Below are 15,814 nucleotides of genomic sequence, written 5' to 3' on the forward strand. Positions count from 1 at the left end.
GCAGTTCAAGCAAAAAGGATATCCGCAGCGATGGCGTACTACCGCACCCCTCACGACGTTACCGCTCTGCCCGCTTGGCAAGCGTTGAAACTTCACCGTGCCAGCATGCAAAACTTCAGCATGCGTGACGCGTTTAACAGCAACCCGAAACGTTTTGAAGAATTCACCCTGAGCAGCTGCGGGCTGTTTCTGGACTACTCGAAAAACCTGATCACCAACGAGACCCGCGACCTTCTGGTCGACCTCGCCAATGAGGTCGACCTCAAAGGCGCGATCAAATCGCTGTTCGGCGGTGAAATCGTCAACGCCTCCGAAGGTCGCCCGGCCTTGCACACCGCGCTGCGTCGCCCGGTTGCCGACAAACTGTCGGTCAACGGCGTGAACATCATGCCCGAGGTGCATAAAGTCCTGAACCAGATGACCGAGCTGGTCGGCCGGATTCACGACGGTCTGTGGCGCGGTTACACCGAGAAGCCAATCACCGACATCGTCAATATCGGCATCGGCGGCTCGTTCCTCGGCCCTGAGCTGGTTTCTGAAGCGTTGCTGTCCTACGCGCAAAAAGGTGTGCGCTGCCATTACCTGGCGAACATCGACGGCAGTGAGTTCCATGAACTGACCGCAAAACTGCGCGCCGAAACCACGCTGTTTATTGTTTCGTCAAAGTCCTTCAATACCCTCGAAACCCTGAAAAACGCCCAGGCGGCACGAGCCTGGTACCTGGCTCAGGGCGGTTCGGAAGCTGAGCTGCATCGCCACTTTATCGCCGTGTCGAGCAACAACGCGGCAGCCGTGGCATTCGGCATTCGTGAAGAGAACATCTTCCCGATGTGGGACTGGGTCGGCGGGCGTTACTCGCTGTGGTCAGCCATCGGTTTGCCAATTGCCCTGGCCATCGGCATGTCCAACTTCAAAGAGCTGCTGTCCGGTGCCTACAGCATGGACCAGCACTTCCAGACTGCTCCGTTCGAGCAGAACATGCCGGTACTGATGGCCGCACTGGGCGTGTGGTATGGCAACTTCTGGGGCGCGCAAAGCCACGCGATCCTGCCGTACGACCACTACCTGCGCAACATCACCAAGCACTTGCAACAACTGGATATGGAATCCAACGGCAAGAGCGTGCGCCAGGACGGCACTCCGGTGTCAACCGATACTGGCCCGGTGATCTGGGGTGGAGTGGGCTGCAACGGTCAGCATGCGTACCACCAATTGCTGCACCAAGGCACCCAACTGATCCCGGCCGACTTTATCGTGCCGATTGTCAGCTTCAACCCGGTGTCCGACCACCATCAATGGCTGTATGCCAACTGCCTGTCGCAAAGCCAGGCGCTGATGCTGGGTAAAACCCGCGCAGAAGCCGAAGCTGAACTGCGCGACAAGGGCATGAGCGAAGAAGAAGTTAAAAAACTGGCACCGCACAAGGTGATCCCGGGCAACCGCCCGAGCAATACCCTGGTGGTGGAACGCATCAGCCCGCGCCGTCTGGGTGCACTGGTTGCGCTGTACGAACACAAAGTGTTTGTGCAAAGCGTGATCTGGGGCATCAACGCCTTCGACCAATGGGGTGTTGAACTGGGCAAGGAGCTGGGCAAAGGCGTATACAACCGTCTGACCGGTATCCAGGAAGAGCCTGCCGACGATGCGTCGACCCAGGGCCTGATCAACTACTTCCGCGGCCGTCACCGCGGGTGATTGATAGCCAGCCAGTTTTCATCGACTGGCTGGCACCATCGAGAAAGGCATAATGGAATTTATCCGCCGCCCCATCGAGCGCCAGATCATGAGCCTGACCGGGCTTTCCCTCGGCAAGCTCGACCTCGAAAACCCCAAGGGCGACCCCGGCCTGTTCGGCCCGGACTCCATCAGTTGGCAGGTCCACGGTGACTTCACCAGCATGCTGATTGGCGGCATCAGCGCCTTGATGCTGCAAGCCTTGCACCCACTGGCCCTGGCCGGGGTGTGGGACCACTCCAGTTTCCGCGAAGACATGCTGGGTCGGCTACGCCGCACCGGGCAGTTCATTTCAGGTACCACCTTCGGCGCCACTGGCGATGCCAACTGGCTGATCGACAAAGTGCGCACCATCCACCTGCAAGTCAGCGGCACCGGTCTCGATGGCCGCCCCTATGCGGCCAGCGACCCCGAGCTGCTGACCTGGGTGCATGTGGCCGAAGTCAGCAATTTTCTCGCCGCCCACCTGCGCTATCGCAACCCGCATTTATCCGCTGAAGATCAGGACCGCTACTACGACGAAATCGCCATGATCGCTGAACGCCTGGGCGCCACCCACGTACCGCGCTCACGTCAGCAAGTAGCCGATTACCTCGACAGCGTTCGCCCGCAATTGCTTTGCGATGAGCGCAGCAGTGAAGTCATTCGCCTGCTGCTCAACGCCCCTGCCCCCAGCCTGCTGGCCAAACCATTTGGTGCATTGATGATGCAGGCCGGGATCGATTTACTGCCCGACTGGGCCAGCGATCAATTGGAGCTGCATCAAGGCCCGATGGTTCGCAAAGGGGTGCGGGCCGGGGTCAACAGCACCGCGCCAATCCTGCGCTGGGCCGTACGCAACGGTTCGGTACAACGGGCGCGACGGCGCATGGGGCTTGGCTGAAAACCGCTACGTTGGCATCGCGGGCAGGCCCGCACCCACAGGATCTGTGGTGCTCTTGTGGGAGCGGGCCTGCCCGCGATGAACTCAACACCGATTTATGCCACCATGCCCGCCTGAATCCGGACACAACACTCCAAGAATAAAGAGGACTCAAGCAATGCAAGACGTCGTAATCGTTGCGGCTACCCGCACCGCCGTTGGCAGCTTTCAAGGTTCGCTGGCCCATGTACCTGCCGTGGAACTGGGTGCCGCCGTCATTCGCCAATTACTCGCACAAACTGGCCTGGATGGCGCCCAGGTCGACGAAGTGATCATGGGTCAGGTACTGACCGCCGGTGCCGGGCAAAACCCTGCCCGCCAGGCGGCAATCAAGGCCGGCCTGCCGTTTGCGGTACCGGCACTGACCCTGAACAAGGTTTGCGGGTCGGGCCTCAAGGCCCTGCACCTGGGGGCCCAGGCCATTCGATGCGGCGATGCCGAGGTGATCATCGCCGGCGGCCAGGAAAACATGAGCCTGTCCAACTACATCATGCCCGGTGCCCGCACCGGTCTGCGCATGGGCCACAGTCAGATCGTCGACACCATGATCAGCGATGGCCTGTGGGATGCGTTCAACGACTACCACATGGGCATTACCGCCGAAAACCTTGTGGCTAAATACGACATCAGCCGTGAAGCGCAAGACGCCTTCGCCGCCGCCTCACAGCAAAAAGCCACTGCGGCGATTGAAGCCGGGCGCTTTGTCGATGAAATCACCCCCGTCCTGATCCCGCAGCGCAAAGGCGATCCGATCGCATTCACTACCGACGAGCAACCGCGCGCTGGCACCACCGCCGAATCGTTGGCAAAACTGCGTCCCGCATTCAAAAAAGACGGCTCTGTCACCGCAGGTAACGCCTCCTCACTCAATGACGGCGCAGCCGCGGTCATGCTCATGAGCGCCGCCAAGGCCAAGGCCCTGGGCTTGCCGGTGCTGGCCAAAATCGCGGCCTACGCCAATGCCGGCGTGGATCCGGCCATCATGGGCATCGGCCCGGTCAGTGCCACCCAGCGTTGCCTGAGCAAAGCCGGCTGGACTTTGCAGCAACTGGACCTGATCGAAGCCAACGAAGCCTTCGCCGCACAAGCGCTGGCCGTGGGCCAGGAACTGCAATGGGACGCGAGCAAGGTCAACGTCAATGGCGGCGCAATTGCCATTGGCCACCCTATTGGTGCGTCAGGTTGCCGGATCCTGGTGACCCTGCTTCACGAAATGCTCAAGCGCGACGCCAAAAAAGGCCTGGCCACCTTGTGCATCGGCGGTGGTCAGGGCGTAGCGCTGGCGATCGAGCGGGAGTAATGCAAAACGTGTAGATACTCTGTTGCCGGTCAAGCCATCCTGTGGGAGCGAGCCTGCTCGCGAACGACCTTCGCGAGCAGGCTCGCTCCCACAGCGGCTACAAGAGCAACGCAGCAATAATCACCAGCCCTATTCTGCTAAACTGCCGCGCCTTATCTGTCCCCCAAGGCGCAATGCATGTCTTCCTTGAATCAGGCGCTGCGCGCCGCCCTCGATAATCGTCACGACCTGTTGGCCGAGCTGCACGCCCAAGGCACCGACTGCTATCGCCTGTTCCACGGCAGCCAGGAAGGCGCCGGCGGCCTGACCATCGACCGCTACGGCCCGCAACTGCTGGTACAAAGCTTTCATCAACGTCTTGAGCGCGATGATTTGCTGCAACTGCACGAAGCCATCAATCGCCACCTGGGCCTCGACCTGCTGCTGGTCTACAACGACCGCTCCCAGGGCAACTCGCGTATCGATCGCGAAGACACCGTGTACCGCGCCGAAGACGCCGCCCTTGAAGACACCGTCGGCCACGAATGGGGCCTCAAGTACCGGGTGCGCGGCCGCCATGCCGGGCAAGACCCGCTGTTGTTTCTCGACCTGCGCAACGCCCGTGGCTGGGTCAAGCAGCACAGTGCCGGCAAAAGCGTGCTCAACCTGTTCTCCTACACCTGTGGTGTTGGCCTGAGTGCCGCTGCAGGTGGAGCCAGCGAAGTCTGCAACCTCGATTTCGCCGAAGGCAATCTGGCGGTTGGTCGCGAAAACGGCCTGCTGAACCCTGAACTGCCAAAAATGAAATTCGTACAGTCCGACTATTTCGCGGCCATCCGCCAATTGGCCGGTCTGCCAATCATTCAGCGTCGTCACAAGCTGCCTGCCTACCCGCGCATGGATCAGCGTGAATACGACCTCGTGCTGCTCGACCCGCCTGCCTGGGCCAAGAGTGCCTTCGGCACGGTCGATCTGCTGCGCGACTACCAAAGCTTGCTCAAGCCGGCCGTACTGACCACCGCACCAGACGGCGTATTGATCTGCTGCAACAATCTGGCAAAGGTCAGCATGGACGACTGGCGCGAGCAGGTTTTGCGTTGCGCCGAGAAAGCTGGCCGCCCGGTTCGCGACTGGCAGGTCATGAGTCCGGCCAGCGATTTCCCGTCCCTGGATCAGCAGCCACCGCTGAAAACCCTGATCCTTCAGTTTTAATCCATTCTCCCAATACGGCGTTCGTCTCGGAACCAGAAACGCGTGCCATACTCCAAGGCACTTCCGACTGCTATAGACGACGCCCCACATGCTCAAAGGATTGATCCGCGCCCTTGGCGCCGTGCTGATTGCCATCGCACTTTACAGCGTGCTTGGGTTCCTGATCTTGCCGGGCATCGGCCTGCGCATCATCAACCAGCAACTGGCCAACTACGCCACGGTGCCCGCCAGACTCGACCGGCTGGAGTTCAACCCCTTCAGCCTTGAGCTGACGCTGTGGGGGTTCAGAGTCGGCGAACCGGGCAAGGAACAGGTCGGCTTCGAGCGGCTGTACACCAATCTGCAAGCCGACAGCCTGTGGACAAAAGCCCTGCACCTGGCCGACGTGCAGCTGGATAAACCGAAAACCGAGCTGCTGTTCAACAAGGACGGTACGCTCAACCTGACACAACTGTTCAAGCTGCCCGAGAGCGAGCCCACCCCGGCCGATCCCGAGAGCAAACCGTTCCCGCTGCGTATCGACAACATCAAGCTGGCGGGTGGCTACCTGCACTTCACCGATATGCGTCCCAGCGAACCCATCGAATTCCTCTATGACACGATGGACCTGGAGCTGAAAAACCTCAGCACCCTGCCCGATGACAACGCCGATATGACCCTGGTGGCCGCAGGCCCTGCAGGCGGGCGGATCGACTGGACCGGCACCCTGAGCCTGGTACCCATCACCTCGACCGGCAAACTGAAAGTCACCGACGGCAAGATGAAAGTCTGGTGGCCCTATGTGCGCGATGCATTACCGCTGGCCCTGGAAGATGGCGTACTGAATTTCAGCACCGACTACACCCTGAACCTGTCCAAAGAAACCGAAATGCTCCTGAGCAATGCCACGGCCAGCATCGCACCGCTCAAGATCAATGCACCCGATGGCCGCCCGCTGGTGCGTCTGGAGCGCCTGGATGTCAGCGACACCAGCGTCGACCTGGCCAAACAGGAAGTGGTGGTCGGCAAGATCAACAGCCAGAACCTCGAAACCTGGGCCGCCCGCGAAAAAGACGGCCAGCTTGACTGGCAAAAGCTGTTTGCCAGCCAGCCCGACAAACCATCGACCAAAACCGAAGAAGTGGTGACCGTCGAAGCACCGAAACCGGCCCCGGTGGCGCCGAGCAAACCCTGGGCCGTGCTGCTAAAGGATGTCGACCTGCGTGACTATCGCATCCACCTTGCCGACAAGGAGCCCAAAACCCCGGTGGAGCTGGAGGTCGGCCCGCTGAACCTGAACCTGAAAAACTTCGACAGCCTGAACCGTTCTCCTTTCACCCTCAACCTCGACACCGGCGTGGGCAAGCAAGGCAAACTCACCGCCAGCGGCGACGTCAGCCTGAGCCCGGTAAGCGCCAGGCTCAAGGTCAACACCAAAGATATCGACTTGCGTATCGCCCAGGCCTATATCGACCCGTTTATCCGCCTTGAGCTGCGTAGCGGCATGCTTGGCAGCGACCTGGCGGTTGATCTGAAAAGCACCGCCCCCCTGGCCTTTACCGTGGCCGGCCGCGCCCAGATCGATCAACTGCACACATTGGACACCCTGAAAAACCGCGACTTCCTGAAGTGGCAAAAACTGGTGCTGGAGGATCTGAAGTACCAGCACGGCGATAGCCTCTCGCTTGCACGGGTCAATTTCGAAAAGCCCTATGTGCGCTTCATGATCAACGATGACCGCACCACCAATATCGATGACCTGCTGATCCCGCAACCTGCAGGCAGTACGTCGGCCAAAGGCACGGCCAGCAAGGAAAAACCGCTGGGCATTCACATCGGCGCAATTGCGATCAACGATGGTTCGGCCAATTTCGCCGACTTCAGCCTGACACCCAACTTCCAGACCGCGGTTCAACAGCTCAACGGCCTGATTGGCACCATCGACAGCCGTAACCCCAAACCTGCCCCGGTCAATATTGCAGGCAAGGTCGACCGTTATGCGCCGGTGACCATCAAGGGCAGCGTCAACCCGTTTGACCCGATGGCCAGCCTGGATATCGCTACCAGCTTCAAGCGTGTCGAACTGACCACATTGACCCCCTACTCCGGGAAGTTTGCCGGTTACCGCATCCGCAAGGGTCGTCTCAACCTCGACCTGCATTACCTGATCACCAACGGCCAGCTCAAGGCCGAGAACAAACTCGTGGTCGAACAATTGCAGCTGGGGGAAAAGGTCGACAGCCCGGACGCCGTGGATCTGCCGATCAAACTGGCGATTGCCTTGCTCAAGGACACGGACGGCAAGATATCCATTGAACTGCCCATCAGTGGCGACCTCAACAACCCGCAGTTCAGCGTGATGCCGATTATCTGGCAAACGGTACGCAACCTGGTGCTGCGTGCCGCCCAGGCGCCCTTCAAGTTCATTGGCGGGCTGATCAGCGGCGGTGGAGCCGAGGACCTGGGCACCGTGTCATTCGCCCCAGGATCAAGCGAGCTGAGCCCTGAGGCACAAAAAGCCCTGACCACACTGGCCCAGGCCCTGAAAGAACGCCCGGCCTTACGCCTGGAGATCGAAGGTACGGCCGCACAGAGCAGCGATGGCCCTCTGATCGCCAAGGAACGTCTTGAGCGCGAGTTCCAGTACACCTACTACAAGATTCTCCAGCGCCGTGGCGACAAAGTACCGGCCAGCGCCGGCTTGCTCACCGTGCCGGACGATGAGAAAGGCCCGTTACTTGAAGGTATCTACCGCACGCGTCTCAAGCAGCAACCGCCTGCTGAATGGAAAGACCTGAGCCGTGACGAGCGCGCGGCCAAAATGACCGCGGCACTGATCGACTTCTGGAGCAAAAGCGAAGTGTTGTTGCGTCAGCTGGGGCAAGACCGTGCAAGCAGCATCAAGGACTACCTGGTGGACAAGGGCGGGCTGGCGGATGACCGCGTGTACTTTATCGATGCCACCCTGGGCCAAGCCGAGAGCGACGGCCGGGTAATCTCGCCACTGCATCTGGATAGCGAATAATGCACAACGTCGCTGATTTGTAGCAGCTGCCGAAGGCACGAGGCTGCGTTCGGCAGCTGCTACGCGGATTTTCGTAGCCCCAATCCCAAATAGACCCAATCCCAAAATAGAACAGCCCCCGACGCAAGCGCCGGGGGCTGTAATGGCCACATCCGTGTGGCCGTCGCATGAACCTTTTAAACAATGCCTGCAGGCGTACTGCTTCAATCACCTGCCAGAACCTTGTTCCCCCGGTTCTACGAGAAAGGGTGCTTTATTCCGCTTTCAGACCATCAGCCGATACAGCTTTAACGCCTTTGATCTTTTTGGTGATCGCAACAGCAATCTCTTTTTGCGCTTCAGTCACCGGTACCATCGAGGACAGGGAAACAACGCCTTTGTTGGTTTCTACCTTGATGTCCGTGCCCGGAATGCCTTTTTCAGTGACCAGGTCAGCTTTTACTTTGGTAGTGATCCAGGTATCAGAAGTAGCTTCCTTGGCTTTGGTTACTTCGCCTGCAGCCACCACCATGGGTGCCTGGGTGGTCGCCTGGGCAGCAAATGCAGCATTGGCCATAGTCAGGGTCAGAGCGGTGGCAGTTGCGGCAGCGATAGCGAACTTCTTCATACGAGTAACTCCTGTCTTCTTTAGAATCTGCGCCGTCTTGCAGCAGCAGGGTTATCAGTACTATTGCAGGCCGCGTGCCAACTTTTAAAAACAAATAAACCTATATAAATCAACAACTTACAAAATAGCCAAAATTGCCCCGTCGTGCAAAATGCATGGCGCCGGTTAATTCTGCATGCAAGTTGCGGCTTTCGACTCGTGGCCTATGGCCCTATGGTGCTGACTTTGCTCCAGGCATAAAAAAAGGACCCCGAAGGGTCCTTTTTCAAAGCAGGTGTCGAGAGCGATTAAGCTTCCGAAGCCTTGGCAGCAGCGACGTCCTTGATGGACAGCTTGATACGGCCGCGGTTGTCCACGTCCAGTACCAGTACTTCCACTTCCTGACCTTCTTTCAGAATGTCAGTCACTTTCTCAACGCGAGCATCGCTCAGCATGGAGATGTGAACCAGGCCGTCTTTGCCCGGCAGGATGTTTACGAATGCGCCGAAGTCGACGATACGCTCAACCTTGCCCACGTAGATCTTGCCGATCTCGGCTTCAGCGGTGATGCCCAGAACGCGCTGACGCGCGGCTTCTGCTGCTTCCTTGGACTCGCCGAAGATCTTGATCGAACCGTCGTCTTCGATATCGATCGAAGCCTTGGTTTCTTCACAGATTGCACGGATCGTCGCGCCGCCTTTACCGATAACGTCACGGATTTTGTCGGTGTCGATTTTCATCGCGATCATGGTCGGAGCGTTGGCCGACAGTTCGTTGCGCGATACGGCAATGATCTGGTTCATCTGGCCCAAGATGTTCAGGCGAGCGTCCAGGGCCTGGCCCAGAGCGATCTCCATGATTTCTTCGGTGATGCCCTTGATCTTGATGTCCATCTGCAGCGCGGTAACACCTTTGGCGGTACCGGCTACCTTGAAGTCCATGTCGCCCAGGTGGTCTTCGTCACCCAGGATGTCGGTCAGAACAGCGAACTTCTCGCCTTCTTTAACCAGACCCATGGCGATACCGGCAACCGGCGCCTTCATCGGCACACCGGCATCCATCAGTGCCAGGGAAGCACCGCAAACCGATGCCATCGAGCTGGAACCGTTGGATTCGGTGATTTCCGATACAACACGGATGGTGTACGGGAACACGTCGGCAGCAGGCAGCATGGCTTGAACCGAACGACGGGCCAGACGGCCGTGACCGATTTCGCGACGACCAGCACCACCCATGCGACCACACTCACCTACCGAGAACGGAGGGAAGTTGTAGTGCAGCATGAACGGGTCTTTTTTCTCGCCTTCCAGGGTGTCCAGCAGTTGCGCGTCACGGGCAGTACCCAGAGTTGCAACAACCAGCGCCTGAGTTTCACCACGGGTGAACAGGGCCGAACCGTGGGTCTTCGGCAGAACGCCAACTTCGATGTTCAGAGGGCGAACAGTCTTGGTGTCACGACCATCGATACGCGGCTTGCCGTTAACGATGTTTTCGCGAACGGTGCGGTATTCGATTTCGCCGAATGCAGCTTTAACTTCGCTGGCAGAAGGCTGGCCTTCTTCACCGGACAGCTTGGCAACAACCTGATCCTTCAACTCGCCCAGACGCGCGTAACGGTCTGCCTTGACGGTGATGGTGTAAGCCTGGGAGATCGCTTCGCCGAACTCGGCACGGATAGCGCCCAGCAGTGCGGTCGCTTCCGGGGCAGCAGCCCAGTCCCAAGTTGGCTTGGCAGCTTCGGCAGCCAGCTCTTTGACAGCCTGGATAACCACCTGGAATTCGTCGTGGGCGAACAGTACGGCGCCCAGCATCTGGTCTTCGGTCAGCTCTTTGGCTTCCGATTCAACCATCAATACGGCTTCCGAAGTACCGGCAACAACCATGTCCAGGCTCGAAGCGGCCAGTTGCTCGTAAGTCGGGTTCAGCAGGTAACCGGTGCTTTCGTGGTAAGCAACGCGGGCAGCGCCGATCGGACCATCAAAAGGGATGCCGGAAATGGCCAGGGCAGCCGAAGTACCGATCATCGCAGCGACGTCCGGATCGGTTTTCTTGCTGGTGGACAGAACGGTGCAGACAACCTGCACTTCGTTCATGAAACCTTCTGGGAACAGCGGACGGATCGGACGGTCGATCAGACGCGACGTCAGGGTTTCTTTCTCGGAAGGGCGACCTTCACGCTTGAAGAAACCGCCAGGGATTTTACCCGCGGCGTAGGTTTTTTCCTGGTAGTGAACCGACAGAGGGAAGAAACCCTTGCCTGGATCCGCTTGCTTGGAACCGACCACAGTCACCAACACGCTGACGTCGTCGTCAACGGTGACCAATACTGCGCCGGAAGCCTGACGGGCGATACGGCCAGTCTCGAGAGTAACGGTCGACTGACCGAACTGAAATTTTTTGATAACCGGGTTCACGGTGTCCTACCTTCTTTGTGGCTCTTGGGGAACGGGTTTCTTGCGAAAGTCATATGCAACATCGGGTATTGGCCCGACTCAAGATGCTTACGAAAACAGCCCTATAGGCAAGCTTTCGTAAGAATCCGGGTAGTCCAGATAAAACTTGAGGCTGGAAGCCTGCCATGAGACTGCGGGAAACCCGCAGACACACGACAGACAACCAGCCTCTAGCAACATCGCTATTAGCGACGCAGACCCAGGCGAGCGATCAGCGCTTTGTAACGCTCAACGTTCTTGCCTTTCAGGTAGTCCAGCAGCTTGCGACGCTGGTTTACCATGCGGATCAGACCACGACGGGAGTGGTGATCTTTGCTGTTAGCTTTGAAGTGACCTTGCAGCGTGTTGATGTTAAAGGTCAGCAGTGCAACCTGCACTTCTGGAGAACCTGTATCACCTGGAGCTTGCTGGTAGTCTTTTACGATTTCTGCTTTGTGTTCAACTGTAAGTGCCATTTGGCTTTCCTTTCAATTAGGGCCTGCTTGCGAACAAGACAGATCCAATAGGCCGAGGACAAATCCTCGTATTTAAATGTGAGATGTGACCGTGCCTAATAACAGCCACCCTCATTCCAGTCTGCGCCGGTAATACTACACCCGATGCAGCCTGGTTCCGGTCATTCCGACCGAATCAGTCGACGCGGCGCAATACGCCCGTCTTCGCTCACTTCACCGATACCGATAAAGCGACCGTTGTGATCCTGTACCCGCACCATACCGAACTTCGGAGCATCCGGAGCACGCACCGGTTGACCATTGAGCCAATAAAACGAGCTGGCTTCCGAGAAGTGCAGCAATGGCCAGTCGAGCAAACCGCTGTCCGATGGCATCAGGAAGCGATCAACCGCTTCATTGCCGCCTTCGGCATGCACCGCCTCCAGCTCTTCCAGGGTAACCGTCTGGGCCAGGCTGAAAGGTCCGGCGTGGGTACGACGCAGTTCTGCAACGTATGCCCCGCACCCCAATTGCTCACCGATATCTTCCACAAGGGTACGGATATAGGTGCCTTTGGTGCAGTCGACGGCCAGGCGCGCAGTGTCGCCTTCGCTGGCCAGTAATTCGAGGCGGGTAATAGTAACAGAACGCGGTTCACGCTCCACCACTTCGCCTGCACGGGCCAGCTTGTAAAGCGGCTGTCCGTCACGCTTGAGCGCAGAGTACATCGGCGGTATCTGGCTGATTTGCCCACGAAAATTGGGTAAAACAGCTTCAATATCGGCGCGACCAACGGTCACCGGGCGAGTCTGCAAAACCTCGCCTTCAGCGTCTGCCGTGGTCGTGGTCTTGCCCAATTGCATCAGGGTTTCATAACCCTTGTCGGAATCGAGCAGGTATTGCGAAAACTTGGTGGCTTCGCCAAAGCACAGCGGCAATACACCGCTGGCCAATGGATCGAGGCTACCGGTGTGCCCTGCCTTCTCGGCATTGAGCAGCCAGCGAACTTTCTGCAGGGCCGCATTGGAAGTAAACCCAAGTGGCTTGTCCAGCAGGATGATGCCGCTGACGTTACGACGGATACGCTTGACCTGAGCCACCGGTTACTCCTTGGTGTCTTCGGGAGCAGTGGTTTCAGGGTGCTGATTGTCTTCAGCCACTGCACGCTCGATCAAGGCGGACAGATGAGCACCACGCACGACGCTTTCATCGTAGTGGAAGTGCAACTGCGGAACGCTGCGCAGCTTCATTTCACGCGCCAGTTGCATGCGCAGGAAACCCGCTGCCGAGTTCAGCACCTTGATGCTCTGGGCGATATCTTCAGCGCTGTCCTGACCCATCACGGTGATGAAGATCTTGGCGTGACCGACGTCACGGCTGACTTCAACAGCAGTAATGGTGACCAGGCCCACGCGCGGGTCTTTGACTTCACGACGGATCAGCTGTGCCAGCTCGCGCTGCATCTGATCGCCAATACGTTGGGTACGGCTATATTCTTTTGCCATGTCTTGTTACCTGTTACTCACCCATGGGAAACCCATGCGGTCTGAAAGCGGCAAACGCCCGGCACGACAGAAGCCGGACCGGGCGTTGCGTTTAGAGTCCAGGCCGAGCGCTGCGCATTTGCATGCGCGGGCTCGTCCTCGCTCTTGAGGCTCGCGAGTTAGAGGCTGCGAGCAACCTGGACCTTCTCGAACACTTCGATCTTGTCACCGACTTTAACGTCGTTGTAGCTCTTGACGCCGATACCGCATTCCATGCCGGCACGCACTTCGGACATGTCATCTTTGAAGCGACGCAGGGATTCCAGCTCGCCTTCGTAGATAACGATGTCTTCACGCAGTACGCGGATTGGACGGTTACGGTGAACAACACCTTCCAGCACCATGCAACCTGCAACCGCGCCGAACTTAGGCGAACGGAACACGTCACGGACTTCAGCGATACCCAGGATGTTCTCCCGAACGTCGCTGCCAAGCATGCCGGTAAGGGCTTTCTTGACGTCTTCGATGATGTCGTAGATGACGTTGTAGTAACGCATGTCCAGGCCTTCCTGCTCGACAATCTTGCGAGCGCCGGCATCGGCACGCACGTTGAAGCCAAACAGTACAGCGTTGGAGGCCAGTGCCAGGTTAGCGTCGCTCTCGGTGATACCACCGACACCGCCGCCCACTACGCGCACTTGCACTTCGTCGTTACCCAGGCCGCTCAGAGCGCCCTGCAGAGCTTCCAACGAACCACGGACGTCAGATTTGAGGACGATGTTAAGCGTCTTCTTCTCTTCCTGGCCCATGTTCTCGAAGATGTTTTCCAGCTTGCCTGCGTGAGCACGCGCCAGTTTCACTTCGCGGAACTTGCCTTGACGGAACAGGGCAACTTCACGTGCCTTCTTCTCGTCGGTCATTACGCTCATCTCGTCGCCAGCATCTGGCGTACCGTCCAGGCCGAGAATCTCGACAGGGATGGATGGACCGGCTTCCTTGATAGGCTTGCCGTTCTCGTCGAGCATGGCGCGGATGCGGCCGTAGTTGGAGCCGACCAGTACCATGTCGCCTTGGCGCAGGGTACCGTCTTGAACCAGAACGGTAGCAACAGGACCGCGGCCTTTGTCCAGACGGGACTCAACCACTACGCCACGGCCAGGAGCCGATGGAGTTGCCTTGAGTTCCAGAACTTCAGCTTGCAGCAGTACGGCTTCGAGCAATTCGTCAACGCCGGTACCCATTTTCGCCGAGACCGAAACAAACGGAGTGTCACCACCCCACTCTTCCGACGTCACGCCGTGAACGGACAGTTCGCTACGAATGCGATCGAGGTCAGCACCTGGCTTGTCGATCTTGTTCACTGCAACAACCAGAGGCACGCCAGCGGCTTTCGCATGCTGAACGGCTTCGATGGTCTGCGGCATTACGCCGTCGTCTGCAGCCACAACCAGAATCACGATGTCAGTCGCCTTGGCACCACGAGCACGCATTGCGGTAAACGCAGCGTGACCCGGGGTATCGAGGAACGTGACCATGCCGCGTTCGGTTTCAACGTGGTACGCACCGATGTGCTGGGTAATACCACCGGCTTCGCCAGCCGCTACCTTGGCACGACGGATGTAGTCGAGCAGGGACGTTTTACCGTGGTCAACGTGGCCCATTACGGTCACAACCGGTGCACGGGAGAACGACTCGCCTTCGAACTTCAGGGACTCGGCCAGGGAATCTTCCAGGGCGTTGTCGCTGACCAGAGTCACTTTGTGGCCCAGTTCTTCAGCAACCAGTTGGGCAGTTTCCTGATCCAGTACCTGGTTGATGGTTGCTGGAGTACCCAGCTTGAACATGAACTTGATGACTTCGGCAGCCTTGACCGACATCTGTGCGGCCAAATCGCCGACAGTGATGGTCTCGCCAATCTGCACGTCACGAACTACAGGGCCGGTTGGGCTCTGGAAACCGTGAGCGTTGCGCTTCTTCAGCTTGCCCTTGCCACGACCACCGCGACGGAAGCTGTCGCTTTCTTCGTCGGAAGTGCGCGGAGCAACACGTGGAGTCGGTGCTTTTTCTTTAACCGAGGCACGATGCGGAGCGTTTTTGCGATCGCCGTCACCACTGCCGCGACGATTGTTATCGTCTGCGCGTGGTTTGTCCGGGCGACGCTGTTCGTCACGCTTGCGTGCATCAGCGGCTGGAGCCGGTGCTGGCGCTGCGGCTTGCACAGGTGCAGGCGCTGCAGCGGCCGGAGCCGGTGCTGCAACAGGAGCAGATGCAGGCTGGCGGCGCGCTTCTTCTTCGGCGCGACGCTTGGACTCTTCTTCAGCCTTTTGACGTGCGGCATTTTCTACTGCACGACGTTCATCCATCTCACGTTTGCGCTCGGCTTCGATTTCTTCCGGGCTTTGCTGTACGAAGACTTTCTTCTTGCGTACTTCAACGCTGATGCTTTTGCTGCCAGCTACACGCAGGGTACTGGTGGTTTTACGCTGCAAAGTGATCTTGCGCGGTTCTTCCACTTTAGCCTTGTGGCTGCTTTTAAGGTGAGTCAGCAGAGCCTGCTTCTCACTATCGGTTACATTCTGCTCGGCGGCGTTGTGCGGCAGACCTGCCTCACGCATCTGCTGCAACAGGCGCTCAACCGGTGTTTTGACCTCATCGGCCAGTTGTTTCACCGTGACTTGCGTCATGCATTTCTCTCCTCAGGCCGCG

11 protein-coding genes are annotated in these 15,814 nt (G+C 58.4%); 5 read left to right on the forward strand and 6 right to left on the reverse strand.

The features are described from left to right. The first annotated feature begins 30 nt into the window (after positions 1 to 30). From pgi to FHL07_RS19270, 5 genes are all read left to right on the forward strand, one after another. The gene (gene pgi / locus FHL07_RS19250) at positions 31 to 1,695 is read left to right on the forward strand and encodes a glucose-6-phosphate isomerase (RefSeq protein WP_130872502.1); all 1,665 of its coding nucleotides are present in this window, start codon (positions 31 to 33) and stop codon (positions 1,693 to 1,695) included. Positions 1,696 to 1,747: 52 nt separating this feature from the next. After that, a complete protein-coding gene (locus tag FHL07_RS19255; protein ID WP_138738792.1) occupies positions 1,748 to 2,617 on the forward strand; it encodes an oxygenase MpaB family protein in 870 nt (289 codons plus the stop codon). 157 nt (positions 2,618 to 2,774) lie between these two features. After that, the gene (locus FHL07_RS19260) at positions 2,775 to 3,956 is read left to right on the forward strand and encodes an acetyl-CoA C-acetyltransferase (protein ID WP_095002560.1); all 1,182 of its coding nucleotides are present in this window, start codon (positions 2,775 to 2,777) and stop codon (positions 3,954 to 3,956) included. Positions 3,957 to 4,133: 177 nt separating this feature from the next. Beyond that, the gene (locus tag FHL07_RS19265; RefSeq protein WP_095002559.1) at positions 4,134 to 5,147 is read left to right on the forward strand and encodes a class I SAM-dependent rRNA methyltransferase; all 1,014 of its coding nucleotides are present in this window, start codon (positions 4,134 to 4,136) and stop codon (positions 5,145 to 5,147) included. A gap of 88 nt (positions 5,148 to 5,235) precedes the next feature. After that, positions 5,236 to 8,151, forward strand: a complete 2,916-nt coding sequence (locus FHL07_RS19270; RefSeq protein WP_138738793.1) for a DUF748 domain-containing protein — start codon at positions 5,236 to 5,238, stop codon at positions 8,149 to 8,151. 253 nt (positions 8,152 to 8,404) lie between these two features. On the opposite strand, the gene FHL07_RS19275 is transcribed toward FHL07_RS19270, so the two are convergent. From FHL07_RS19275 to infB, 6 genes are all read right to left on the reverse strand, one after another. Then, positions 8,405 to 8,758 (reverse strand): BON domain-containing protein, encoded by a 354-nt coding sequence (locus FHL07_RS19275; RefSeq protein WP_095002557.1) that lies wholly within the window; start codon positions 8,756 to 8,758, stop codon positions 8,405 to 8,407. Between the two features lie 287 nt (positions 8,759 to 9,045). Beyond that, entirely contained in the window at positions 9,046 to 11,151 is a 2,106-nt protein-coding gene (pnp, locus tag FHL07_RS19280) for a polyribonucleotide nucleotidyltransferase (RefSeq protein ID WP_095002556.1), read from the reverse strand. A gap of 224 nt (positions 11,152 to 11,375) precedes the next feature. Continuing rightward, positions 11,376 to 11,645, reverse strand: coding sequence for a 30S ribosomal protein S15 (gene rpsO, locus FHL07_RS19285; protein ID WP_016783433.1), 270 nt, complete (start codon positions 11,643 to 11,645; stop codon positions 11,376 to 11,378). Positions 11,646 to 11,806: 161 nt separating this feature from the next. Beyond that, on the reverse strand, positions 11,807 to 12,724 hold the full coding sequence (truB, locus tag FHL07_RS19290) for a tRNA pseudouridine(55) synthase TruB (RefSeq protein ID WP_095018769.1): 918 nt from the start codon (positions 12,722 to 12,724) through the stop codon (positions 11,807 to 11,809). A gap of 3 nt (positions 12,725 to 12,727) precedes the next feature. Continuing rightward, positions 12,728 to 13,129 (reverse strand): 30S ribosome-binding factor RbfA, encoded by a 402-nt coding sequence (gene rbfA, locus FHL07_RS19295; protein WP_016783435.1) that lies wholly within the window; start codon positions 13,127 to 13,129, stop codon positions 12,728 to 12,730. 158 nt (positions 13,130 to 13,287) lie between these two features. After that, positions 13,288 to 15,792 carry a translation initiation factor IF-2 gene (gene infB, locus FHL07_RS19300; protein WP_095002554.1) on the reverse strand — a complete coding sequence of 835 codons (2,505 nt, stop codon included), beginning with the start codon at positions 15,790 to 15,792 and terminating at the stop codon, positions 13,288 to 13,290. Between the last annotated feature and the right edge of the window lie 22 nt (positions 15,793 to 15,814).

Origin of the sequence: Pseudomonas sp. FSL W7-0098 (assembly GCF_005930585.1) — a bacterium.
Taxonomy (GTDB): Bacteria; Pseudomonadota; Gammaproteobacteria; order Pseudomonadales; family Pseudomonadaceae; genus Aquipseudomonas; species Aquipseudomonas bubulae.